Source organism: Candidatus Omnitrophota bacterium (assembly GCA_021735655.1).
Lineage (GTDB): Bacteria > Omnitrophota > Gorgyraeia > Duberdicusellales > 4484-171 > JAHKAJ01.
In genome coordinates this window covers 25,123-46,251 of sequence record JAIPGM010000012.1, presented here as the reverse complement: position 1 = coordinate 46,251, position 21,129 = coordinate 25,123, and the positions used below count along the sequence as shown (strand labels likewise).

Annotated in this window: 34 protein-coding genes; all 34 read right to left on the bottom strand. The window is 39.3% G+C overall.

Annotation, left to right across the window (positions count from 1 at the left end; all coding sequences use genetic code 11):
* Nucleotides 1-182 precede the first annotated feature (182 nt).
* The 34 genes from K9L86_08150 to fusA all read right to left on the bottom strand — a co-directional run bounded on the left by K9L86_08150 (nt 183) and on the right by fusA (nt 21,099).
* Nucleotides 183-1,433, bottom strand: coding sequence for a 3-isopropylmalate dehydratase large subunit (locus K9L86_08150; protein MCF7908822.1), 1,251 nt, complete (start codon nt 1,431-1,433; stop codon nt 183-185).
* Nucleotides 1,434-1,442: 9 nt separating this feature from the next.
* Nucleotides 1,443-2,597, bottom strand: a complete 1,155-nt coding sequence (locus tag K9L86_08145) for a pyridoxal phosphate-dependent aminotransferase (protein MCF7908821.1) — start codon at nt 2,595-2,597, stop codon at nt 1,443-1,445.
* Nucleotides 2,598-2,619: 22 nt separating this feature from the next.
* On the bottom strand, nt 2,620-3,135 hold the full coding sequence (rplQ, locus tag K9L86_08140) for a 50S ribosomal protein L17 (GenBank protein MCF7908820.1): 516 nt from the start codon (nt 3,133-3,135) through the stop codon (nt 2,620-2,622).
* On the bottom strand, nt 3,132-4,121 hold the full coding sequence (locus K9L86_08135; protein MCF7908819.1) for a DNA-directed RNA polymerase subunit alpha: 990 nt from the start codon (nt 4,119-4,121) through the stop codon (nt 3,132-3,134). The genes rplQ and K9L86_08135 overlap by 4 nt, the downstream gene beginning before the upstream one ends.
* A 57-nt stretch (nt 4,122-4,178) precedes the next feature.
* A complete protein-coding gene (gene rpsD, locus K9L86_08130; protein MCF7908818.1) occupies nt 4,179-4,811 on the bottom strand; it encodes a 30S ribosomal protein S4 in 633 nt (210 codons plus the stop codon).
* Nucleotides 4,812-4,826: 15 nt separating this feature from the next.
* Entirely contained in the window at nt 4,827-5,219 is a 393-nt protein-coding gene (rpsK, locus tag K9L86_08125; GenBank protein ID MCF7908817.1) for a 30S ribosomal protein S11, read from the bottom strand.
* 9 nt (nt 5,220-5,228) lie between these two features.
* Nucleotides 5,229-5,600 carry a 30S ribosomal protein S13 gene (gene rpsM / locus K9L86_08120; protein MCF7908816.1) on the bottom strand — a complete coding sequence of 124 codons (372 nt, stop codon included), beginning with the start codon at nt 5,598-5,600 and terminating at the stop codon, nt 5,229-5,231.
* Nucleotides 5,601-5,608: 8 nt separating this feature from the next.
* Complete coding sequence (gene rpmJ / locus K9L86_08115; GenBank protein MCF7908815.1) at nt 5,609-5,722, bottom strand: 50S ribosomal protein L36; 114 nt, start codon at nt 5,720-5,722, stop codon at nt 5,609-5,611.
* Between the two features lie 43 nt (nt 5,723-5,765).
* Entirely contained in the window at nt 5,766-5,984 is a 219-nt protein-coding gene (gene infA / locus K9L86_08110; protein ID MCF7908814.1) for a translation initiation factor IF-1, read from the bottom strand.
* A 26-nt stretch (nt 5,985-6,010) separates the two neighbouring features.
* On the bottom strand, nt 6,011-6,757 hold the full coding sequence (map, locus tag K9L86_08105) for a type I methionyl aminopeptidase (protein MCF7908813.1): 747 nt from the start codon (nt 6,755-6,757) through the stop codon (nt 6,011-6,013).
* Nucleotides 6,754-7,383: an adenylate kinase gene (locus K9L86_08100; protein ID MCF7908812.1), complete on the bottom strand. Its 630-nt coding sequence runs from the start codon at nt 7,381-7,383 to the stop codon at nt 6,754-6,756. Before K9L86_08100 ends, map begins: the two co-directional genes overlap by 4 nt.
* Nucleotides 7,380-8,735, bottom strand: coding sequence for a preprotein translocase subunit SecY (secY, locus tag K9L86_08095; GenBank protein MCF7908811.1), 1,356 nt, complete (start codon nt 8,733-8,735; stop codon nt 7,380-7,382). The genes K9L86_08100 and secY overlap by 4 nt, the downstream gene beginning before the upstream one ends.
* On the bottom strand, nt 8,720-9,175 hold the full coding sequence (rplO, locus tag K9L86_08090) for a 50S ribosomal protein L15 (GenBank protein MCF7908810.1): 456 nt from the start codon (nt 9,173-9,175) through the stop codon (nt 8,720-8,722). The genes secY and rplO overlap by 16 nt, the downstream gene beginning before the upstream one ends.
* A complete protein-coding gene (gene rpsE / locus K9L86_08085) occupies nt 9,129-9,596 on the bottom strand; it encodes a 30S ribosomal protein S5 (protein ID MCF7908809.1) in 468 nt (155 codons plus the stop codon). The genes rplO and rpsE overlap by 47 nt, the downstream gene beginning before the upstream one ends.
* A 125-nt stretch (nt 9,597-9,721) precedes the next feature.
* Nucleotides 9,722-10,075 carry a 50S ribosomal protein L18 gene (gene rplR, locus K9L86_08080; protein ID MCF7908808.1) on the bottom strand — a complete coding sequence of 118 codons (354 nt, stop codon included), beginning with the start codon at nt 10,073-10,075 and terminating at the stop codon, nt 9,722-9,724.
* 4 nt (nt 10,076-10,079) lie between these two features.
* Nucleotides 10,080-10,619, bottom strand: coding sequence for a 50S ribosomal protein L6 (gene rplF / locus K9L86_08075; protein ID MCF7908807.1), 540 nt, complete (start codon nt 10,617-10,619; stop codon nt 10,080-10,082).
* Between the two features lie 24 nt (nt 10,620-10,643).
* On the bottom strand, nt 10,644-11,039 hold the full coding sequence (gene rpsH / locus K9L86_08070) for a 30S ribosomal protein S8 (GenBank protein MCF7908806.1): 396 nt from the start codon (nt 11,037-11,039) through the stop codon (nt 10,644-10,646).
* Between the two features lie 22 nt (nt 11,040-11,061).
* Complete coding sequence (locus K9L86_08065) at nt 11,062-11,310, bottom strand: type Z 30S ribosomal protein S14 (protein MCF7908805.1); 249 nt, start codon at nt 11,308-11,310, stop codon at nt 11,062-11,064.
* Nucleotides 11,258-11,821: a 50S ribosomal protein L5 gene (rplE, locus tag K9L86_08060; GenBank protein ID MCF7908804.1), complete on the bottom strand. Its 564-nt coding sequence runs from the start codon at nt 11,819-11,821 to the stop codon at nt 11,258-11,260. Before rplE ends, K9L86_08065 begins: the two co-directional genes overlap by 53 nt.
* A gap of 8 nt (nt 11,822-11,829) precedes the next feature.
* Nucleotides 11,830-12,144, bottom strand: coding sequence for a 50S ribosomal protein L24 (gene rplX, locus K9L86_08055; GenBank protein ID MCF7908803.1), 315 nt, complete (start codon nt 12,142-12,144; stop codon nt 11,830-11,832).
* Complete coding sequence (gene rplN, locus K9L86_08050) at nt 12,145-12,510, bottom strand: 50S ribosomal protein L14 (GenBank protein MCF7908802.1); 366 nt, start codon at nt 12,508-12,510, stop codon at nt 12,145-12,147.
* Nucleotides 12,507-12,746 (bottom strand): 30S ribosomal protein S17, encoded by a 240-nt coding sequence (gene rpsQ / locus K9L86_08045; GenBank protein ID MCF7908801.1) that lies wholly within the window; start codon nt 12,744-12,746, stop codon nt 12,507-12,509. Before rpsQ ends, rplN begins: the two co-directional genes overlap by 4 nt.
* 2 nt (nt 12,747-12,748) lie before the next feature.
* Nucleotides 12,749-12,937 carry a 50S ribosomal protein L29 gene (gene rpmC, locus K9L86_08040; protein ID MCF7908800.1) on the bottom strand — a complete coding sequence of 63 codons (189 nt, stop codon included), beginning with the start codon at nt 12,935-12,937 and terminating at the stop codon, nt 12,749-12,751.
* Nucleotides 12,934-13,344, bottom strand: a complete 411-nt coding sequence (rplP, locus tag K9L86_08035; GenBank protein ID MCF7908799.1) for a 50S ribosomal protein L16 — start codon at nt 13,342-13,344, stop codon at nt 12,934-12,936. The genes rpmC and rplP overlap by 4 nt, the downstream gene beginning before the upstream one ends.
* 3 nt (nt 13,345-13,347) lie before the next feature.
* A complete protein-coding gene (gene rpsC / locus K9L86_08030) occupies nt 13,348-14,022 on the bottom strand; it encodes a 30S ribosomal protein S3 (GenBank protein ID MCF7908798.1) in 675 nt (224 codons plus the stop codon).
* An 8-nt stretch (nt 14,023-14,030) separates the two neighbouring features.
* Entirely contained in the window at nt 14,031-14,444 is a 414-nt protein-coding gene (gene rplV / locus K9L86_08025; protein ID MCF7908797.1) for a 50S ribosomal protein L22, read from the bottom strand.
* A 2-nt stretch (nt 14,445-14,446) separates the two neighbouring features.
* Nucleotides 14,447-14,734 carry a 30S ribosomal protein S19 gene (gene rpsS, locus K9L86_08020; GenBank protein MCF7908796.1) on the bottom strand — a complete coding sequence of 96 codons (288 nt, stop codon included), beginning with the start codon at nt 14,732-14,734 and terminating at the stop codon, nt 14,447-14,449.
* Nucleotides 14,734-15,582 carry a 50S ribosomal protein L2 gene (gene rplB / locus K9L86_08015; protein ID MCF7908795.1) on the bottom strand — a complete coding sequence of 283 codons (849 nt, stop codon included), beginning with the start codon at nt 15,580-15,582 and terminating at the stop codon, nt 14,734-14,736. Before rplB ends, rpsS begins: the two co-directional genes overlap by 1 nt.
* 6 nt (nt 15,583-15,588) lie before the next feature.
* Entirely contained in the window at nt 15,589-15,879 is a 291-nt protein-coding gene (gene rplW, locus K9L86_08010; protein MCF7908794.1) for a 50S ribosomal protein L23, read from the bottom strand.
* Entirely contained in the window at nt 15,867-16,583 is a 717-nt protein-coding gene (gene rplD, locus K9L86_08005) for a 50S ribosomal protein L4 (GenBank protein MCF7908793.1), read from the bottom strand. The genes rplW and rplD overlap by 13 nt, the downstream gene beginning before the upstream one ends.
* A 4-nt stretch (nt 16,584-16,587) precedes the next feature.
* Nucleotides 16,588-17,373, bottom strand: coding sequence for a 50S ribosomal protein L3 (gene rplC / locus K9L86_08000; protein MCF7908792.1), 786 nt, complete (start codon nt 17,371-17,373; stop codon nt 16,588-16,590).
* Nucleotides 17,374-17,468: 95 nt separating this feature from the next.
* Complete coding sequence (gene rpsJ, locus K9L86_07995; GenBank protein MCF7908791.1) at nt 17,469-17,777, bottom strand: 30S ribosomal protein S10; 309 nt, start codon at nt 17,775-17,777, stop codon at nt 17,469-17,471.
* 28 nt (nt 17,778-17,805) lie between these two features.
* Entirely contained in the window at nt 17,806-19,008 is a 1,203-nt protein-coding gene (tuf, locus tag K9L86_07990; GenBank protein ID MCF7908790.1) for an elongation factor Tu, read from the bottom strand.
* A gap of 24 nt (nt 19,009-19,032) precedes the next feature.
* Entirely contained in the window at nt 19,033-21,099 is a 2,067-nt protein-coding gene (gene fusA, locus K9L86_07985) for an elongation factor G (GenBank protein ID MCF7908789.1), read from the bottom strand.
* Nucleotides 21,100-21,129 lie beyond the last annotated feature (30 nt).

Sequence of the window (21,129 nt, the reverse complement as noted above, 5' to 3'; positions counted from 1 at the left end):
ATCTCCTTTACGGGGTCAATTAAGCCCCAGAAAAACAATACAACCTATAACCTATCTACTCTGTGACTATCTATTTATTCTACTGATAATCCAGAGTTTTCACCAACTATCATTGAACAATTATCGTATCATCTCCTTTGATAACACTACCCTGATACCTAAAATACCTGGGCTTACTCAAACTATAAAAATTTTCTTGGGTCGGCAATTTTTCCCAAAATTGCCGAAGCAACAACTGTCGCCGGAGAAGCTAAATAGATAAAACTCTTTGGGTTGCCCATTCGTCCTTTAAAATTACGATTAGCCGTTGAAACAACAACTTCATTGTCAGCCGGAACACCCTGATGTGTACCAACGCAAGGGCCACACCCCACAGGCAGTATAATCGCTCCCGCCTCAATGAATACTCTCAGTATACCCTTTTTTAAAGCCTTTAGAAATACTTTTTGTGACGCTGGAGCTACAAGAAACTTTAGATCACGGTGGACCTTGTGGCCTTTAATAATCGCTGCAGCAATTTCTAAATCCTCCAATCGACCATTAGTACAAGTCCCCAGAAAAGCCTGGTTAATCTTCAAACCTTCTAATTCTTCCACCCTCACACCATTATCAACACTATGCGGCTTCGCAAGACAGGGAGACAATTTTGAAACATCAAACTCAATTATTTTCTGATACCGACATTTTTTGTCGGCATAAATTTCCGGATATTTTTTTACACCTAAGCCATCAAGATATTTACTAGTTTTTTTATCGGGAGCGATAATTCCACACTTTGCCCCGAACTCAATAGTCATATTGGTGATTGTACAACGCGCATCCACTGAAAGTTTATCGATAACTTCACCGGAAAACTCAATAGCTTTATAAGTTGCTCCATTAGCGCCTAGCTTATGAATAATATGCAGAATAATATCTTTAGCATAGACTCCTTGGGGAATTTTTCCTTTAATAATTATCTTTATCGTTTCAGGAACTTTAAACCAATTTTTCCCGGTTGTCAGGGCAACTGCCAAATCAGTAGAACCAACTCCAAAAGCAGCCGCACCCAATGCTCCAGCAGTTGAGGTATGAGAATCAGCCCCTAGGATGAGTGCTCCTGGATAAGCAAACCCCTTTTCAATAACTAGCTGATGTGAAATTCCACAACCAACATCAAAAAATAAATTGTTATTTTGTCTGCTAAAATTACGCATACCTGAATGTACTCGAGACACACCTAAGCTAGGAGATGGACTCGAGTGATCAATAAACATTGCATATTTTTTAGAATTGCAAAGTTTTCCTTTAGAAGCTTTAAGGCTGTCGACGACCAAGGAAGTTGTTCCGTCCTGAGAAAAGCAAAAATCAACCTTGCAAATAGCCACATCTTGAGCCTGAAGGCTTTTCCCAGCATGTTGAGAAAGAATTTTCTCAATTATTGTCTTAGTCATGATTAATTTCTAAATTTCTGATAAAAACTTCTTAATTCTTTCAAGACCCTTATTAATCTGTTCTTTGCTAGTTGCAAAGCTCATTCGCAAAAATCCGGGTTTGCCAAAAGGATCGGCTGGAATGCAAGAAACTAAATGTTTCTCAAGAAGTTGAGTTGCAAAATCAAAGGAATCTAAACCTGATGGACGGATATCACAAAAAAGATAAAAAGTTCCCTCGGGTTTAATTGGTTTAAGTTTAGGCAACTGCTCAAGACCATGCAAGAAAATATCCCTACGTTCCTGAAATATTTTCTTAACCTCTTTCAGCCATTCTTTATTCCCGAGGGCTGCCAAGGCTGCCCTCTGTGATATAGCGCAAGCACAAGAAGTGGTGTGATCAATTATTTTTGAAGCTTGATTAATTATTTCAACTGGACCGGCCAAATAACCCAAACGCCATCCAGTCATTGAAAAAGTCTTTGAAAACCCATTAACGGTTATCGTCCGACTAGCAGCTGAAGAGCAAGCTGCAAAGCTACTATGCTTTTGGGAATCATAGGTCAAAACCTCATATATCTCATCGCTAATGACAAAAATGTTATTACCCTCAATAACCTTATAAATTTCTTCCAGTTCCCCTTGAGTATAAGTAGCACCAGTCGGATTACTAGGGTAGTTAAGAATTAAAACTTTTGTTTTTGGTCCAATGCTTCGGGCTAAATCAACGGGATTGATTTTAAAATTATCGGCCTCATTAGTAAGTAAATATTTAGTCGTTGCTCCAGCAAGCTCAACCATCTCCGGATAACTAACCCAATGCGGTGAAGGGATAATGACTTCGTCATCCTTAGTTAAAAGAGTAGTCAAGGCCACATACAGCGCATACTTAGCGCCTGAAGTTACAATAACATTCTCGGCCTTAGTGGGTATCTGGTTCTCTTGCGATAACTTAGTTGCAATTGCTTCACGGAGCGCCGGCAAACCACAAGAAGGAGTATATTTGGTAAAACCTTCATCAATTGCTTTTTTGGCGGCGGCCTTAATGAATTCGGGAGTGTCAAAATCAGGTTCTCCGGCGGCAAAATTCACAACATCTTTGCCTTCTCGGATCAGTTTCTTAGTTAAAGCGGTTATTTTTAGGGTGGCTGATTTATTTAATGCGGTTACATGAGGATTAATCATATTAAATAATGACTCCGCAAGATTATTTTAATAGATCGCGCTCTTTTTTAAAAATCTTTTTCACTCCGGAAATAATACCTTTTTTCTTCTCCGGTTTTTTTAAAGCTAAGGCCTCTTCTTGATTATCAACGTCAATAGCATTATCTTTAGCTTTCTTTCCTTTCAAAACTTTCTTTTTAACCTCGCGCTTGGTCAACTCCAACAATGACATGCTAGCCCCATCACCTTTGCGCGAAATGAGATGGGCGGTTCGAGTGTATCCTCCATTAATTGATTTAAAACGTGGAGCTATGACTTCAAAAAGCCGCTTAACTAATTTATGGTCGCCAAGCTTTCGATAAACTAAACGCCGCGAAGACAAGGTGTCGTTTTTGCCTTTAGTAATTAGCCTATCGACTTCACCACGTAAATATTTTGCTCGGGAAGTAGTCGTCTTGATCCTTTCGTCAATAAGCACAGCCCTCACAAGAGATTTGACTAAAGCTTTTTTCTGAGCCCGAGAACGAGATAGTTTTTCGCTTTTCTTTCTATGCCTCATTTTGAATTATTTAATTTATCTTTATCAATTTTCATCCCAAAAGATATCCCCATTGTTTTAAGCAATGCTCCGACTTCATTAAGCGATTTCTTTCCGAAATTACGATAAGAAAGTATCTCTGGCTCTGTCTTCTCAACCAATTCTGACAAAGTCTTTATATTGGCTTCGCGAAGACAATTGGCGCTACGGACGCTCAGTTCAAGCTCAGAAACCGGAATCTTAAGTTTTTCATAAAGAGCAGATTCCTCAGGAGTAAGTTCTTCGAAATCATCCTCCGGAAGCTCACCAAGAGTAAAAAACAACTCAAGATGTTTACTCATAACCTTGGCTGCATAGATCAAAGCTTCCTTAGGCTCAATACTTGCATTAGTAAAAATTTCTAGCACAAGTTTGTCGTAATCAGTTCGTTTGCCAACACGGGTATTCTCAACTTTAAAAGCAACCCGTTTAACCGGGGTGAAAATTGAATCAATCGGGATAACCCCTATAGCCATTCCTTCACGTTTATTGATCTCAGCCGGAACAAAACCACGGCCGCGTCCAACTTCCATCTCTATATTGAGCTTAGACTTTTTAGAAGTAAGCGTAGCAATATGTAAATCAGGGTTAATAACCTCAATAGTCTCGTTAGTTACCACATCTTTAGCCGTTATTATCTGCTCGCCTTCAGCCTTTATATATATTTTCTTAGGTGCTCGGGAATACGACCGTAAAACTAAATTCTTAATATTAAGAATCATCTCCGGAATATCTTCGAGAACCCCCTCAACAGCTGAAAATTCATGCGAAACCCCATCTATTTTTACTGAAGTCACTGCAGTACCCTCTATTGAAGAAAGAAGAACCCTACGTAAAACATTACCTAAGGTCACCCCATAGCCTCTTTCAAGAGGTTCGGCGATAATCTTTCCATAATTCGAGCTATAATCTTCTTGTTCAACTGTTACACGCTTAGGAAACTGAAAATCCCGCCAGGTTATCCCCATCTTTTTACCCCCTTTAATGAAACTTTAATTTTAAAAGCCTTTTAGTCGAATTATATCTTACTTAGAATAAAGCTCTACGATTAACTGCTCGTCAACTGAAAGAATCAAATCTTCCTTTTCAGGAAATCGTACAATTTTTATAGAATAATTGTCTTTATTTACTTCAATCCATGAAGCAACACTGCGATCCTTTGAATTAAGTTCATAATTTTCAGCTAGACCTTGCTTAATGCTGTCCTTAGCTCTAATCTCTATCTGCTCACCCTCTTTCACTATATAAGAAGGTATATCCACTCGTTTTCCACCACTAAAGACAAAACCATGCCTAACTATCTGACGCGCCTGATTACGAGAAAAAGCAAACAACGAACGGTATATCACATTATCTATCCGTCGCTCAAGAAGCTGGATTAAAACCCGGCCAGTAGCTCCGCGAGATTTATTAGCTATGGAAAAAAAACGTTTAAACTGCTTCTCAAGCATACCATACATCCGTTTTACCTTCTGTTTTTCGCGTAACTGCAAAGCATAATAGCTAGGTTTTGAACGACGTCTATTTTGACTAGCTCCCGGAGGCGTTGGCCGCTTTGCGAAAGCACATTTTTCGGTAATGCAACGTGTCCCCTTTAAAAATAATTTCATATCTGCCCTGCGGCACAATTTACACTTTGCTTCTAAATATCTTCCCATATCTCCCTCTCTTTATTAAACTCTTCGTTTTTTCTTTGGCCGACAACCATTATGTGGCGTCGGAGTAATATCCTTTATTCTTTTTACACTTAGGCCAGCCGCCTGCAAAGACCGTATGGCCGATTCCCTTCCTGGACCAGGACCCTTTACTAAAACTTCCAATTCTCTCAACCCCATGTCTCTTGCCTCACGAGCAACCTGCAACGAAGCCATTTGGGCCGCATAAGGTGTAGATTTTTTTGCCCCCTTAAACCCAACCTTTCCGGCTGAACACCAAGCCAAAACATTACCTTTCATGTCAGTAATTGAAACTATCGTATTATTAAAAGTTGCCATGATATGAGCTATTCCGATGCTTGAAGTTAACGGTTGTCGTTTTTTCTTTTCTTTACGTCGTTTTTTTGCCATAGATTATCCTCACTTACCTTTAATTCCACCTACTCGTGGCCTAGGACCTTTGCGAGTACGGGCATTACATTTTGTTCGTTGCCCGCGCACTGGCAAGCCTTTTTTGTGACGCGAACCTCGATAAGAACCAATATCAATTAATCTGCGTATATTTTGAGAAATTTCCCGACGAAGTTCACCCTCGATTCGATAATTATTTTGAACGTGAGTAGCTATTTGCGAAATCTCTTCATCGCTTAAGCTTAAAGCCTTTCTTTCAGGATCTATTTTTAGATTGTTCAGAATTTCTAAAGCTCTTACCGGACCAATACCGTAAACATAGCACAAAGAAACTCTAATTTTTTTATTTTTTGGGATATCGACACCGAAAATTCTTGGCATTATTCCTCCTAACCTTGTCTTTGCTTGTGTTTAGGGTTTTCACAAATAACCCTTACCACCCTTTTCCGCATTATTATCTTACACTTATCACAAATTTTTTTTACTGACGCTCGTACTTTCATATACTCTCCGAATTAATAATTAAAACGATACTTATTCTTACCGCTACTTATGTCGATAAGTTATTCTTCCCCGCGACAAATCGTACGGAGAAAGCTCTAGCTTAACGCGATCGCCAGGAAGAATTCGGATAAAATGCATTCGCATCTTACCAGAAACATGAGCCAACGCAACATGTCCATTATCGATCTTAACCCTAAACATAGCGTTAGGTAACGTTTCGACTATTTCTCCCTCAACCTCAATTAAATCTTCTTTTGCCATATTATTTTCTGCCTGCTAACAGATATTTACCGGGTAATCACCCTAGGTCCTTTACTAGTTATCGCCACTGTATGTTCAAAATGAGCTGACATTGATCCATCGCTTGTTCTGGCAGTCCAACCATCGCCTAAGATGTCCGCCTTATAAGATCCGGCTGAAACCATCGGCTCGATTGCAATCGCTGAACCAACTACTAATTTTGGCCCATCGCCTCTATTTCCAAAGTTTGGTACTTCCGGCGGAAGATGTAAAGATTTACCTATTCCGTGTCCGACAAATCTACGTACCACCGAAAACCCATTTCGCTCGACTTCAGTCTGTACTGCTGAGCTTACATCACCAAGCCGACCGCTTAAGCTTATCGAACCTATTCCAGCGTAAAGCGACTTCAAGGTTACTCTCACCAGCTTCTTAGCTTGAGGTGAAACTCTGCCAACCATATAAGTATAAGCCGTATCAACGAACAAACCCTGATACTTTATCCCTAAATCTACGCTAACCAGGTCACCATCTTTAATCTGGCGTTTCGAAGGGATACCATGAATTATCTCCTCGTTAACCGAAACGCACAACGAAGCCGGATAACCCATAAACCCCTTAAATGCGGGCTCCATACCAGGATACTTATCTAGCTCTTTCTCAAAGAACTCTTCAATGCTTTTTGTTGTAATCCCATCTTTGATAAAACGCTTCAAACGCCTTAGCACCCTTGAGGCCACCTTGCCTGCCTTTCGCATTAAGGCAAACTCTTCAGGAGTCAAAAGCTCACTCATTTAACTTCGGCTTTTATCTTTTCAAAGACCAAATCTTTATCAAAATTCGCATCAACCTTAAAAAGATTGCCGCGACTTTTATAAAAATTAACTAATTTAGAACTTTCTTTTAAGAAAACTTCCCAACGCTTCAAAATAACTTCAGGAGTGTCATCCTTACGTTGAACTAACTCATTCGAACAAGAATCACAAATTCCTTCTTTTTTCGGTGGCATATTTTTTAAATGATAATTTGCGCCACAAGATTTGCAAACTATTCTTTTGGTAAGACGATCAACCACAGTTTCACGACTAACGTCCATATAAACAAAAAGGTCAATAGCTAAGCCTTGATTCTTTAAAATATCCTCTAACTTCTTAGCCTGGGCTACATTGCGCGGGTAACCATCAAGAATGAACCCCTTAGAATCAATATGATTCTCAATAACCCTGGCTACCAACTCATCAGGCACTAACTGCCCTTGATTCATATAGCTTTTAACTTCTTGACCAATATCCGTATCCTCTTTAACTTCTTTACGTAAAATATCACCAAGAGATATTCTTCTTAAGCCCAACTGCTCACTCATTACGATCGCTTGAGTTCCTTTACCTGACCCAGGGGCACCAAATAAAATTATATTCATTTTCTCCCCTTCAGGCTTCCACCCTTAATAAAACCATCATAGTGACGAATAAGCAACTGACCTTCTATCTGTTTCATAGTATCCAACACTACTCCGACCATAATCAAAAGGGTAGTTCCGCCAAAAAGAGAAGCTAATCCGTAAGACGGCACCCTAAAGGCATACATAATAATATTAGGAAATATAGCTATAGTTGCAATATATAAAGCACCGATAAAAATAATCCTAGTTGTTACAAAGTCAATGTGCCGCGCAGTCGGCGTACCCGGTCTAATTCCAGGAATAAAGCCACCGTAACGTTTTAAATTGTTAGATATCTCTAAAGGATTAAACACCATCGCAGTATAAAAATACATAAAAAACATAATTAAACCGACAAAAATAAAATTATACCAAAAACCACGCTGCTGAAAAATACTTTGCAAAATAGCAAAAAATCTTATCGACTTAGGCAAAAACATACTTACTGTAGCTGGAAAAGCTAAAACGCTACTGGCGAAAATGATAGCAATAACTCCGCTCATGTCTACCTTGATCGGCAAATACTGTGTAGTTCCTCCATAGACCTTGCGGCCAACAATTCGTTTCCCATACTGAATCGGAATCCTCCGCTGAGCTTGGGTAAAAAGGACTACTGCAGCAATTGTTAAAAACCAAACAACAATTAAAGCTATGATAACTGGGGTTGAAATTTGACGCTTGGCGATATCAAAAGGTGAATAAAGAATCCAAAGTTGACGCAAAGAAGAAGGAATACGTGAAATAATGCTAGCAGTAATAATTATTGATATTCCGTTGCCAATGCCTCGTTCCTGAATTTGTTCTCCCAACCACATGATAAAAACTGTCCCAGCAGTAAGGGTAATAATTGTCGTTAAAGTAAACATTACTCCCGGATGCGGAACGATTTGAATGCCCTTAAAATTATTTGGATTTGATAACCAAAGTGACAGAAACAAACCTTGAACACCGCAAAGAACAAACGTTAAATATCGCGTGTATTGATTTATCTTTTCATAGCCAGCTTTACCTTCCTTGGCAAATCGCTCTAAAGCCGGAACAATATTAACTAAAAGCTGCATAATAATCGAAGCTGAAATGTAAGGCATAATACCTAAAGCGAAAATGCTCAAACGAGTTAAGGCGCCACCGGTGAAAAGGTTGACCATGCCTAGAATTGTTTGACCCTGAGTTTTCGCAATCATTTCAAAGAACTGGCTTAATGCTGCAGTATTTACCCCAGCAGTAGGAATAAAACAACCGGCCCGATAAACAATTAACAAAGATAGAGTAATAAAAATCTTTTTTCTCAGCTCTTCGATCCTAAATATATTACCTACCGACTTAAACACTCAGCAGTTCCTCCTTGAGACTCAATAATTTCTTTAGCTTTAGCTGAGAAAGCATCAGCCTTAACCACTACTTTTTTCTTAAATTCGCCGTCTAAATTAGCCAATACTTTGACTGGCTTATCTTTATCCTTAATCAAATTAAATTTTTTAAAGATTTCCGGTGTAATTTCATCCTTAATACTAATCTTATTCTGAATATCGCCTAACGAAACTAGTTGATAAATCTTCGGTCTGACCGAAGTAAAGCCTCGCTTAGGCAAAGTACGTGCTATCGGTAGATTACCTCCACAAAAACCGGCGTAAGGCAGTTTTTTGCCTTTACGTTGTCCGGCACCCTTATGTCCACGGCCAGAAGTTTTCCCTAAACCTGAACCGGTACCACGACCGACCCTTCTAGGCTTCTTTTTCTTTGTCTTTGGTTTCAGATTTGATAGATTCATATTCACCCTTTAAACTTTCCAACCCTTGGAAGGTTGCCTTAACTACATTTATTTGATTAGTTGAATTACCTAAGTTTTTAGTTAAAATGTTCTTTATCCCCGCACATTCACAAATTGCCCGCACCGGAGAAGAAGCAATAACCCCAGTTCCTTCAGTAGCTGGCTTTAACAGAATTCGGATTGAACCAAACTTTCCAATAATTTGATGCGGTATAGTTGTTCCCCGTTTTTTAATCGGCCTAACCAGTTTTTTTGCTCGACTAATACCTTTACGTATAGCATCGGCAACTTCATTAGCCTTACCTAAGGCAAAACCAGCCGAGTTAACTCCATCGCCTACAACCACCAAGGCAGCAAATCCTAAGTTTTTACCACCCTTAGTAACCTTAGTGGTCCTGTTGATAAAAAGAACTTTTTCAATAAAAGCATTTTCTGTATCCCGAGGATCTTTTTGCTGCCTATTTGGACGTTGTTCTTTCTTTTTCTGATAACTAGACCCAAATTTTTTGGCAGGTGTAGACCGATCTTTATTATTCGAATTTTGGTTCAAAACTTCAAACCTCCTTCTCGAGCTCCCTGAGCTAAGCTTTTTATTCTGCCATGATATTTATAGCCACCACGGTCATAAGATACAGTTTTAACCCCTGACTCTAAAGCCTTAGCCGCTATCAACTTGCCGATCTCTTTTGCTGCATCTTTATCACTAGTTTTAGCACCTTTATCTTTAAACGCCTTGCTCAAAGTAGAACATCCAGCAATCACTCTTTGCTGTTCATCGTTAATAATTTGAGCATAGATATGCTTCTTGCTACGAAAAACTACTAAACGAGGCTTATCTTCAACCCCTTTAATTTTTTTAGTAATCCGTTTATGTCTGTGAGTTCTACCTATTTTTTTCATCTGTTTATTTAGCTAATGCTTTTCCTAACTTCTTTCTTACTTTTTCACCGCTATAGCGAATTCCCTTCCCCTTGTAAGGTTCCGGTGGGTAAATCTTACGCACCTTAGCCGTGAATTCTCCAACCCTTTGCTTATCGATACCTTCGACAATAATCTTATTATTTCCAGCACAAGATACTTTCAAACCTTCAGGTATCTCCATATCGACTGAATGAGAAAATCCGACATTTAAAACGAGTTGTTTACCCTTTATCTGGGCCTTGTAGCCAACACCGACGATATCCAACTCCTTCTTAAAGCCTTTGGTCACGCCATCAACCATATTACTAACTAGCATTCGAATCGTACCATGCAAACTCCTAACCTGCTTTGAATCGTTAACTCGCTTAATTGTAGTAAAACCTTCATTTACCTCAACAGTAATCCCAAAAGGTATACTCAATTCTAACTTATGTTTTGCGGCTTCGACTAAGCAACGGCCATCCTTAACAGTAATTTTTACTTCTTTTGGTATTGCTATTGGATTTTTTCCTATTCTCGACATAATTTACTCCGTCAAAAAAATATTCTACCAGACCATCCCGATAACTTCTCCGCCAAGGCCTTTTTCTCTTGCCTCTTTACCACTAAGCATGCCACTAGATGTTGAAACTATAGTTACTCCATAACCGCCCAAAGCCCTAGGAATATCTTGTTGTTTCACATAGATTCTTCTTCCCGGCTTAGACACTTTTTTGATCTGGTCGATAATCCCTTTTTTATTTTGATATTTAAGATAGACTTTAATCTTTTTAAAACCTTCTAAGTCAACTTCTTTAAAGTTTTCTAAATAGCCTTCATTTTTTAAAATTGCGCAAATCTTAGCTAAAGAATTTGAATAAGGGATATGAGTTTCCTCCATCCTAGCTCGAGAAGCGTTCCTAATTATTGTAAAAGCATCACTAATTACATCGGTTCTACTCATTGCTTCGCTCCGTTTTTTATACTTACCAACTTGCCTTCTTTACTCCTGGGATTAAACCTTGCCAAGCTAACTCCCTGAAACAAATTCGGCAAAGTTCAAAATCCCGCAAATAGCCACGCGGTCTCCCACAGCGACGACAACGATTATGTCTACGGGTAGAAAACTTTACTTTTGTTCTTTCTCTTTTCCACTTTTCAATTTTAGATAAACTAGCCACATTACCTCCTAAAAGGAAATCCAAATAATTTAAGCAGATCCCTTGCTTCGTCATCAGTCAAAGCACTTGTGTGTATTGTGATATTCATGCCTTGAGTCCTGGATATCTTATCAAGATTAATCTCCGGAAAAATATTCTGTTCTGTAAGACCAAAAGTGTAGTTACCATTTCCGTCGAAAGAGTTCGCCGAAAATCCTCTAAAATCACGTATACGCGGAGATGCTACAGTAATAAAACGGTCTAAAAATTCATACATCATTGCTCGTCTTAAAGTTACACAGCAACCAATCGGAACATTCTCTTTCAGTTTAAAATTAGAAATTGGCTTACGTGATCGGCAAATTTTAGGCTTCTGGCCGGTAATTACCCCTAGCTCCTCAGCACACTTCTCAATAATTTTAGCGTCCTGAGTTGCCTGCCCCACCCCCATATTAACTACAATTTTAATCAACCGAGGTACGGCTAAAACATTTTTATAGTTATACTTTTGACGCATTTGGTCAATAATCTCATTACGATAGTTATTGAGGAAACGCGGTATGTATTTTTCTTTATTTTCTTCCATCTTATTTCCTAAATTGGTTTCTGGCACTTCTTGCAAATTCTTACCTTAGTCTTGTCGTCTGATTTCTTCATCGAAAAGCGAACGCCAACGTTACAACTCGAACAAACAAGCGACACGTTCGAAGCATTTATCGGTACCGAAATATCGCGTAAGCCACCCTGATCGCTTTCTGATCGACGCTTAGCGTGTTTTTTCATTATATTCACACCCTCAACTACAACTCGATTCTTCATGGCGATAGTCTTCAACACTTTACCAGTTTTACCCTTATCTTTTCCGGCTATTACTATTACTTTATCGCCTTTTTTTATCTTTAAATTCACTTATATTACCTCCGGCGCCAAGGATAGTATCTTACTAAACCTACCCCTCAACTCTCGAGCTACTGGACCAAAAACCCTAGTTGCTCGGGGATTCATTTGCTTATCAATAATTACGCAAGCATTCTTATCAAACTTAATAGCCAAACCATCCTTTCGCTTAATCGGAAAATGCGTTCTGACTATTACTGCTCGGACCACTTCGCCCTTTTTTATAGCCGCGTTAGGGGTCGCTTCCTTTACGCTGGCAGTAATTACATCCCCAATGTCGCCATGATCTTTATTTTTCTTACCAATAACGCTAATAAAGGCAACCTTTTTAGCGCCACTATTATCAGCCACATCTAATTTGCTACGCATGTAAATCATTGAGTAATCTCCAAAAGACGAAATCGTTTATGCTTAGAGACTGGTCGGGATTCAATGATTTTAACCCGATTTCCAATCTTTGCTTGATTGTTTTCGTCGTGAACTTTATATTTTTTGCGCGAAAGTTTAGCGCGTTTATACATTTTATGAGCAACTTTAATTTTAACCATTACGGTTATAGTCTTATCGCTCTTATCAGCTGTAACCACTCCCTCTAGAACCTTACCTTTACTCAAAGCTACTTCCTCCCTTTTTGATTAACAATTGTATGGATACGGGCAATATCTTTTTTAAGCTGTTTAAACTGATGAGGCTTTTCTACCCCGCTACGACGTTTAAACTGTAGCTCCATAAGCTGTTTATCTAAGTCATTCAACTTATCCTTAAGTTCTTCGTTTGATAGGCCCTGTAAATCTTTTATCTTCATCTTTTCCTTGTAACAAACATTGTTTTAAAAGGTAACTTGTAAGCTACCAATTTGAAAGATTCCCGAGCGTAGTCTTCAGGGATACCGCCTAACTCAAAAACTACTGCCCCCCGACGTATTGATGCAACCCAGCCCTCAACCTCGCCTTTTCCTTTACCTTGCCGTGATTCAGCGGGTTTTTTAGTCACCGGTCGATCTGGAAATACTCTTATCCACAGCTTACCGCCGCGACGTAATCTTCTAGTAAGAATAATTCTAACAGTCTCTATCTGAGTATTCTTAAGCCATACTGACTCAAGAGTTTTTATTCCATACTCGCCAAAAGCAACTGTCGAACCAGCGACTGCTATGCCTTTTCGTCTTCCCCTCTGGGTTTTCCGATATTTAACTCTTTTTGGAATTAACATAACTTAATTTTCCCTTTGATCCGGCTCTTTAATCATGTAGCTTCCCAGTTTTTTCTCACCCTTATAGACCCAAACCTTAATCCCAATTGTTCCATAGGTAGTTCTAGCAACATAAAATCCATAGTCAATGTCGGCCCTGAAAGTTTGAAGCGGGACTTTACCATATTTATATGATTCTTTACGCGCAATTTCTACACCACCCAGCCTTCCTGAGCAACGAATCTTTATCCCTTCAGCGCCAAGCGAAGTTGCCTGCTGTATTGCTCGTTTCATTGCCCGACGGAAATTTACTCTTTTTAAAAGCTGGAAACCAATTACTTCAGCAATTAACTGTGCTTCGGTAGCTGGTTCTCTAACCTCTTCAACGTCAATTATGATTTCTCTCTTGGTAAGTCGATTTAAATCTCTCTTAAGACGTTCGATATCCTGACCACGTCGACCAATAATTACTCCGGGACGAGAAGTTTTTATCCTGATTCGAATTACACTCTGAGAAACTCTTTCAATAACAATAGTAGAGACTGAACCGCCTGGATAGGCATCTTTGATTTTCCGACGGACTATAAGGTCCTCTTCTAGAAAATCAGCATATTCACTCTTTTTAAAAGAAAACCAGCGAGAAAGCCAATCTTTCCCAAAACCAATTCTTAAAATATACGGATGTACTTTTTGTCCCATAATTTACCTTATTTTACCCTTTTCTTTACTTTTGTTTTTGGCTTCGCCTTAGCCTTAGCTTTGGTTTTGGTCGCAACTTTATTAATCAATTTTTCCAAACTGTCAAGTTCAACTAAAATATGCGATGTGCGTTTTCGAATTAAAGTTGCTCTGCCGAATGAAGCCGCACGATAACGCTTTAAGGCCGGACCAGAGTTAGCAATAACCTTTGATATAAACAGTTGATCTTCGGCATAACCTTTATTTTTTGCATTAGCTACTGCCGAATGCAAAACTTTCTTTAGATGAAAAGCAGCCTTTTTATTGATCAGCTCAAGCTGGGCTAAAGCAAGCTTTGCATTCTTCCCTTTAAAAAGAACGCTAACCGGTCTTACTTTGGTCGGTGAAATACGTATATACTTTGCTTCTGCTCTAGCTATCATTTTTACTTCTTTTGTATTGCCTTCTTAGCCTTTATCCCACCATGAGAACGAAAAGTCCTGGTAGGAGCAAACTCACCCAAACGATGGCCAACCATTGACTCGGTAACGAAAACCGGAACATGTTTTCGACCATCATGAACAGCAAAAGTTAGTCCGACAAATTCCGGAACAATCATTGAGCTGCGCGACCAAGTCTTTATCGCTTTTCGATCGCCAGACTTCTTTACGTTATGCGCCTTTTTTAATAATTTTGGCTCAATGTAAGGACCTTTTTTTAATGAACGACTCATTATTTAACCCTCTTATTTACTCTACGTTTTACAATATACTTATTGCTTGATTTACGTTTGTTCCTGGTTTTATAGCCCTTAGTCGGTTTACCCCAAGGAGTAACCGGATGCGGGTTTCCTTGACCAGCTTTTCCTTCTCCACCTCCATGTGGATGATCTACTGGGTTCATCGCTACACCACGCACTTTAGGACGTCGACCCAGCCAGCGCACTCTTCCAGCCTTTCCGTGGACGAAAGAAGAATGCTCAATTAACCCAACCTGGCCAACTGTAGCCCGACATTCACTTTTTAAAAAACGTATTTCTCCTGAAGGCATACGTAACTGCGACATCCCCTTCTCTTTAGCCATAAGCTGAGCCCAGTTACCGGCACTTCTTACTAATACTCCACCTTTACCCGGTGTTAACTCTAAATTATGTAATAAGGTCCCCATAGGAATATGAATTAATTTCATGCTATTGCCCGGTTTAATGTCTACCTGGGCGTCTAAAGAGCTCATAATTTTATCACCAACTTTTAGTTTATCCGGCCAAATAATATAACGACGTTCTTTGTCAGAATATTCAATTAAAGCTATGCGGGCACTACGGTTAGGATCATATTCAATACTTATCACTTCTCCGAAATCATTAAATTTATTACGCTTATAGTCAATCAGTCGATATTTCCGCTTACTGCCACCACCGCGCCGCCGAGAGGTTATTCTCCCACGATTGTTACGACCGCCAGTCTTTTTAAGACTGACAGTTAGAGACTTCTCCGAAGAACTACGGGTTATTTCTGAAAAATTAGAAATAGCCTTAAATCTTAAAGAAGGGGTTACTGGTCTAAACTTTTTTACTCCCATAACAGTTTAAGTTAACTTTATTTCCGAACCTTGGCTCAAGGTAACTATAGCTTTTTTCCAAGAAGAAGTCTTACCTGGCTGATTATGCCTAACCTTCTTCGTTTTTCCCTTAACTATCATTGATGTGACCTTTTCAACCTTTACTTTGTAAACTAGCTCTACCGCTCTTTTTATCTCTATTTTGTTGGCATTCTTATCAACCCAAAAACAATATTTCCTAAGGGCTACCTCACGGCTTGATTTTTCCGTAATTAACGGCGACTTAATGACTGAGTAACTTCCCTTTAAGCCAGGCATTTCTTAATCCTCTCTTCAATTGTTCGTAAGGCGCTCTTAGTTAAAACAAGCTTGCTACAATCAAGAATTTCTATTGTATGAACACTAGCAGCTGAAGCAATTTCAACCTTTTCGATATTACGAGTTGCCAGCTTTAAATTATTCTCTAAATTTTTCACTACAAAACATACCTTTTCCTTGTCTAGCTTAAGCTTACCAACTATCCCAGCAAACTTTTTTGCCTTATGCGATTCGAGTTTTAACTCATCCAACAATATTAACTCTTTGTCTCTTAATTTAGCATTGAGCGCACTTTTAAAAGCTAAAGTCTTCATTTTTTTAGGTAAATCTTTATAATACGAATGTGGCTTTGGTCCGAAGGCTACTCCACCGCCCCGCCAAACTGGGTTACGACTTGAACCGAACCTTGCCCGGCCAGTTCCTTTTTGGCGCCAAGGTTTTTTACCACCGCCTCTTACATCGCCCCGAGTTTTTGTGCACGCTAATCCTTTCCTTTGATTAGACAAGTAAATTACTACAGCTTGATGCATTAATGACATATTAATAATGCCGTCAAAAACTGTGGCATCAATATCGACTTCCTCAACCTTTTTACCTTGAGTATTTAAAACTGCTAAATTTAACTCTCTAGTCTCCTTAGATACAGTCTTTTTAGCTGACTTCAATGACTTCTTTCTTGGTTTAGGAGTTGCTTTAGCACTCATAAAATTATCCTATTTTCCTTACACGAACTACTGCGCCTCTAGCCCCAGGGACACAACCAGAAACAAAAATAATATTCTTATCCTTATCTACTTTAAGAACCTTTAGGTTCTTTGTTGTCCTAAATTTATTACCTAAGTGTCCAGGCATATGTATACCTTTTATTATTCGCGAAGGGTAAGCTGAAGCTCCAACCGAACCAACACGTCTATGCGTAGTTGAACCGTGAGTTCGTGGCTGGCCACGCCATCCCCAGCGCTTCATTCCTCCGGAAAACCCCTTTCCTTTAGTTTTTGCCTGCACATCAACGATATCGCCCTCTTTGAATAAATCAACCCCAAGCTGACGTTTATCTTTTGGTGCTTCTTGAGACACTTCTTGAACCTGAGGCTCGCTAGATTCTGTTGATTCAACCGACTCCTTAGGCAATTCTTCTGACTTAGCCTCAGTAGGTTCAACGCTAACTACCGACTCTTGATTAAGCTGTTTATTTTCAGATTTCTCCGAAAGAAAAGAAAAATCAGCACCAACCTGTGGAGCAACTTCTCTTATCAACTTATATGCTTCGGCTCCAACTTTATTAAAATAGCCAGCTACAGGCTTCTTTACTTTAGATGCTTTCTTGCCATTCAGCTTAAAACAACCTATTCGAACTCTGTTTTTTGTAGGGTAGTTTATCTCATCAAGAAGACAAACTGGCTCCACTTCCAAAAGAGTTACTGCCGACAAGTTCCCTTCAGTATCAAAAGTTTGGGTCATTCCAATTTTTTTACCGTAAATTTCTTTAATCATAAACTTAACCAAATTACATACCTCAGATATAATATTCTAAGGTATAATTCAGACATACAATTTAGGAAAGCTATACTTCCTGAATTGCGCCTCTATTACACTTCTTGCTTAATCTCTACATTTACCCCTGCAGGCAGGTTTAACTTTCGTAGAGCATCTATGGTCTTGGCGGTTGGATTGTCTAAGTCAATAATCCTTTTATGAATCGCCAGCATAAATTGTTCGCGCGACTTTTTATCAGTATTTGTCGAACGATTAACAGTGTAAATTTTCTTCTTTGTTGGGATAGGTATCGGTCCATTAACCTTTGCTCCGGTGCGCAAGGCCACCTCGGTAATGTCCTGTGCTGATTGATCTAGAATCCGATGATCGAACGCCTTTAGCTTTATTCGTAATTTAAGCATAGTTTTAACCTCTACCTATAGTCAACAATTACTCTACAATTTCGGTGATTACTCCTGCACCCACCGTTCTTCCACCTTCACGAATAGCAAATCTTAATTCTTTCTCTGCGGCCACTGGCTGAATCAAAGTTACTTCCAACTCTACATTATCACCAGGCATAACCATTTCTACGCCTTGTGGCAATTTACAAGTTCCAGTCACATCAGTGGTACGGAAATAGAACTGTGGTCTGTAACCTGCGAAAAATGGTGTATGTCTACCACCTTCTTCTTTTTTCAAGGCATAAACTTTAGTCATAAACTTTTTATGTGGAGTGATTGAGCCAATTTTAGCCATAACCATTCCTCGCTCTACACCTTCTTTATCAACTCCTCTTAGAAGTAGACCTACGTTATCGCCAGCTTGACCTTCATCAAGAAGTTTTCTGAACATTTCAACGCCGGTAACTACTGTTTTCTTTATTTCTTCATGGATTCCAACCATTTCAACTTCTTCACCAACTTTAACCTTTCCACGCTCAATTCTTCCGGTAACTACTGTTCCTCGACCGGAAATCGAGAAAACGTCTTCAACGGCCATAAGGAACGGTTTATCAATATCGCGCTTTGGTGCTGGGATATGTGCATCAACTGCTGTCATTAAATCCTCAATTGGTTTGCAAGCTGTGCAATCGGCCTTGCCGCAACCACATTCCAATGCCTTTAAGGCAGAACCACGAACTACTGGGATATCTTTACCAGGAAATTCATATTTAGTAAGTAAATCTCTTACTTCTTCTTCTACCAAATCAACTAATTCCTGATCTTCCATAGCGTCAACTTTGTTGATAAACACAACTAGCGATGGCACGTTAACCTGACGCGCTAAAAGTATATGCTCTCTAGTTTGAGGCATCGGTCCATCAGTGGCAGCAACTACAAGAATTGCACCATCCATCTGCGCTGCACCAGTAATCATATTCTTAATATAGTCAGCGTGACCCGGACAGTCGATATGAGCATAGTGACGATTTTCAGTTTCATACTCAACGTGAGCAATGTTAATCGTTACACCGCGCTCTTTCTCTTCCGGCGCCTTATCAATGTCTTCAAACTTAAGCGCCTTAGCATTTCCCTTAGCTGACAAAACCCTAGTTATCGCAGCTGTGAGAGTAGTCTTTCCATGATCAACGTGACCAATGGTACCAATGTTGAGATGGGGCTTGGTCCTTACAAATTTTTCCTTACCCATATTGCACCTCCTTATATATAACTATCATACTCCTAATATTTTTACCAATACTTCCTCGGGAACTTTCTCGTAATACGAAGGCTCTATTGTATAAGAGGCTCTGCCTTGTGTCAAGCTGCGAAGTGAATCAGCATAATTAAAAACTTCTGAGAGCGGCACATCAGCGCTGATCATTCTTAGATTCTTTTTCTCTTTGATGGCCGAAATCTTCGCCCGACGTGAATTCAAGTCTCCAATAACCTGGCTAGAATATTCAGCGGAGACTATCACCTCTAAATCCATTACCGGTTCTAAAATTACTGGGTGCGCCTTTCTTAAAGCCTCTTTAAGAGCAATCTCGCCAGCTACCTTAAAAGCTAATTCTGATGAATCAACATCATGATAAGAACCATCAATTAAAGTTATTTTTGCATCAACCACCGGGTAACCTCCCAATATTCCACTCTCAGTTGCCTCCTCAATACCTTTTTTAACCGAGGGAATATACTCCTTGGGAACTACGCCGGACTTTATCTTAGTTTCGAAAATAATACCCTTACCTTTGTCTAACGGCTCTAACATTATAACTACATGACCGTATTGTCCACGTCCTCCGGTCTGTTGGATAAACTTACCAACAGCTTCAACCTTGCGAGTAATCGTTTCTTTATAAGCAACCTGCGGTTTACCGATCTTAGCCACTACATTAAACTCGCGAATTAACCTATCGACCATAATCTCTAAGTGCAACTGGCCCATTCCGGAAATTATATTCTGTCCAGTTTCTCGGTTATAACTAACCTTAAACGACGGATCTTCGGCTGACAATTTCTGTAAACCTGAAAAAAGCTTCTCTTGATCAGCCTTAGTCTTAGGTTCTATTGCTAAAGAAACTACTGGCTCAGGAAACTTTATTGCCTCTAAAATAACTGAATGTCTAATTTCACAAAGAGTATCTCCGGTAGTAGTGTTTTTTAAACCGGTTAGACAAACGATATCGCCGGCCATAGCCTCATTAATTGCTTCCTGTTTATTAGCGTGCATCCGAATAATTTTAGAAATTTTTTCTTTCTCATCTTTAATCGCATTGTAAATAATGCTTGAAGCCGTTATCTTTCCGGAATAAATCCTGACATAAAACAGCTTACCAACAAAAGGATCGGTAAAAACCTTAAAACACAACCCACAAAAATGACCCGAACTGTCTGGTTCAATAATTTGCTCCTCGCTAGACTTAACAGTTAAGCCACGAACCTGAGGTGCCTCAATCGGTGAAGGTAAGTATTCACAAACCGCATCTAAAAGTTGCTGAACTCCCTTATTCTTTAGCGACGAACCACAAAGAATCGGAACAAATTTATTAATAATTACATATTTTCTTATAGTGCTTTTTATCAACTCAGGAGCTATTTGTTCACCATTAATTACTTTATGCATAAATTCATCATCGAGCTCAGCTAGCTTTTCGATAAGCTTATCTCTGTACTTAATCGAAGACTCTTTAAATTCTTCAGGAATATCAGCTAAGACTATCTCTTCGCCCAATTCCCCCTGATTGTATACAGCCTTGCCCTGAATTAAATCTACCACCCCGGTAAAATCATCATTTTTATAAATCGGTATTTGAACCGGAGCCATAGCAATCTGAAGCTTATTACGCATATCATCAAGTACGCCGAAAAAATCTACACCAACCCTATCCATTTTATTAATAAAAGCAATTCGCGGCACATGATAACGATCAGCCTGATGCCAAACAGTCTCTGACTGCGGTTCAACTCCACCAACTCCACAAAAAATAACAGCAACTCCGTCTAAAACCTTTAGCGATCTTTCAACCTCAACAGTAAAATCAATATGCCCAGGAGTATCGATAATATTTATTTGATGGTCTTTCCACTGACAATAAGTAGCCGCACTAGTAATAGTAATGCCTCGTTCACGTTCCTGGTCCATCCAATCGGTAACCGTTGTGCCATCGTGAACCTCACCCAGCTTATAAGTCTTTCCGGTATAGTAAAGTATCCTCTCGGTAGTAGTAGTTTTCCCGGCATCAATATGGGCGATAAACCCAATATTGCGTATTTTTTCCAAATTTCCTTTCTTCTTCATAAGTTTTATTGTGCTATTCACTTGAATCTT

Excerpts from the sequence above, each read along its gene's own strand:
- K9L86_08150 (MCF7908822.1), bottom strand. The coding sequence starts at position 1,433 with ATGACTAAGACAATAATTGAGAAAATTCTTTCTCAACATGCTGGGAAA.
- K9L86_08145 (MCF7908821.1), bottom strand. The coding sequence starts at position 2,597 with ATGATTAATCCTCATGTAACCGCATTAAATAAATCAGCCACCCTAAAA.
- rplQ (MCF7908820.1), bottom strand. The coding sequence starts at position 3,135 with ATGAGGCATAGAAAGAAAAGCGAAAAACTATCTCGTTCTCGGGCTCAG.
- K9L86_08135 (MCF7908819.1), bottom strand. The coding sequence starts at position 4,121 with ATGGGGATAACCTGGCGGGATTTTCAGTTTCCTAAGCGTGTAACAGTT.
- rpsD (MCF7908818.1), bottom strand. The coding sequence starts at position 4,811 with ATGGGAAGATATTTAGAAGCAAAGTGTAAATTGTGCCGCAGGGCAGAT.
- rpsK (MCF7908817.1), bottom strand. The coding sequence starts at position 5,219 with ATGGCAAAAAAACGACGTAAAGAAAAGAAAAAACGACAACCGTTAACT.
- rpsM (MCF7908816.1), bottom strand. The coding sequence starts at position 5,600 with ATGCCAAGAATTTTCGGTGTCGATATCCCAAAAAATAAAAAAATTAGA.
- rpmJ (MCF7908815.1), bottom strand. The coding sequence starts at position 5,722 with ATGAAAGTACGAGCGTCAGTAAAAAAAATTTGTGATAAGTGTAAGATA.
- infA (MCF7908814.1), bottom strand. The coding sequence starts at position 5,984 with ATGGCAAAAGAAGATTTAATTGAGGTTGAGGGAGAAATAGTCGAAACG.
- map (MCF7908813.1), bottom strand. The coding sequence starts at position 6,757 with ATGAGTGAGCTTTTGACTCCTGAAGAGTTTGCCTTAATGCGAAAGGCA.
- K9L86_08100 (MCF7908812.1), bottom strand. The coding sequence starts at position 7,383 with ATGAATATAATTTTATTTGGTGCCCCTGGGTCAGGTAAAGGAACTCAA.
- rplO (MCF7908810.1), bottom strand. The coding sequence starts at position 9,175 with ATGAATCTATCAAATCTGAAACCAAAGACAAAGAAAAAGAAGCCTAGA.
- rplR (MCF7908808.1), bottom strand. The coding sequence starts at position 10,075 with ATGAAAAAAATAGGTAGAACTCACAGACATAAACGGATTACTAAAAAA.
- rplF (MCF7908807.1), bottom strand. The coding sequence starts at position 10,619 with ATGTCGAGAATAGGAAAAAATCCAATAGCAATACCAAAAGAAGTAAAA.
- rpsH (MCF7908806.1), bottom strand. The coding sequence starts at position 11,039 with ATGAGTAGAACCGATGTAATTAGTGATGCTTTTACAATAATTAGGAAC.
- K9L86_08065 (MCF7908805.1), bottom strand. The coding sequence starts at position 11,310 with ATGACGAAGCAAGGGATCTGCTTAAATTATTTGGATTTCCTTTTAGGA.
- rplE (MCF7908804.1), bottom strand. The coding sequence starts at position 11,821 with ATGGAAGAAAATAAAGAAAAATACATACCGCGTTTCCTCAATAACTAT.
- rplN (MCF7908802.1), bottom strand. The coding sequence starts at position 12,510 with ATGATTTACATGCGTAGCAAATTAGATGTGGCTGATAATAGTGGCGCT.
- rpmC (MCF7908800.1), bottom strand. The coding sequence starts at position 12,937 with ATGAAGATAAAAGATTTACAGGGCCTATCAAACGAAGAACTTAAGGAT.
- rplP (MCF7908799.1), bottom strand. The coding sequence starts at position 13,344 with ATGTTAATTCCAAAAAGAGTTAAATATCGGAAAACCCAGAGGGGAAGA.
- rpsC (MCF7908798.1), bottom strand. The coding sequence starts at position 14,022 with ATGGGACAAAAAGTACATCCGTATATTTTAAGAATTGGTTTTGGGAAA.
- rplV (MCF7908797.1), bottom strand. The coding sequence starts at position 14,444 with ATGATAGCTAGAGCAGAAGCAAAGTATATACGTATTTCACCGACCAAA.
- rpsS (MCF7908796.1), bottom strand. The coding sequence starts at position 14,734 with ATGAGTCGTTCATTAAAAAAAGGTCCTTACATTGAGCCAAAATTATTA.
- rplB (MCF7908795.1), bottom strand. The coding sequence starts at position 15,582 with ATGGGAGTAAAAAAGTTTAGACCAGTAACCCCTTCTTTAAGATTTAAG.
- rplW (MCF7908794.1), bottom strand. The coding sequence starts at position 15,879 with ATGCCTGGCTTAAAGGGAAGTTACTCAGTCATTAAGTCGCCGTTAATT.
- rplD (MCF7908793.1), bottom strand. The coding sequence starts at position 16,583 with ATGAGTGCTAAAGCAACTCCTAAACCAAGAAAGAAGTCATTGAAGTCA.
- rplC (MCF7908792.1), bottom strand. The coding sequence starts at position 17,373 with ATGATTAAAGAAATTTACGGTAAAAAAATTGGAATGACCCAAACTTTT.
- rpsJ (MCF7908791.1), bottom strand. The coding sequence starts at position 17,777 with ATGCTTAAATTACGAATAAAGCTAAAGGCGTTCGATCATCGGATTCTA.
- tuf (MCF7908790.1), bottom strand. The coding sequence starts at position 19,008 with ATGGGTAAGGAAAAATTTGTAAGGACCAAGCCCCATCTCAACATTGGT.
- fusA (MCF7908789.1), bottom strand. The coding sequence starts at position 21,099 with ATGAAGAAGAAAGGAAATTTGGAAAAAATACGCAATATTGGGTTTATC.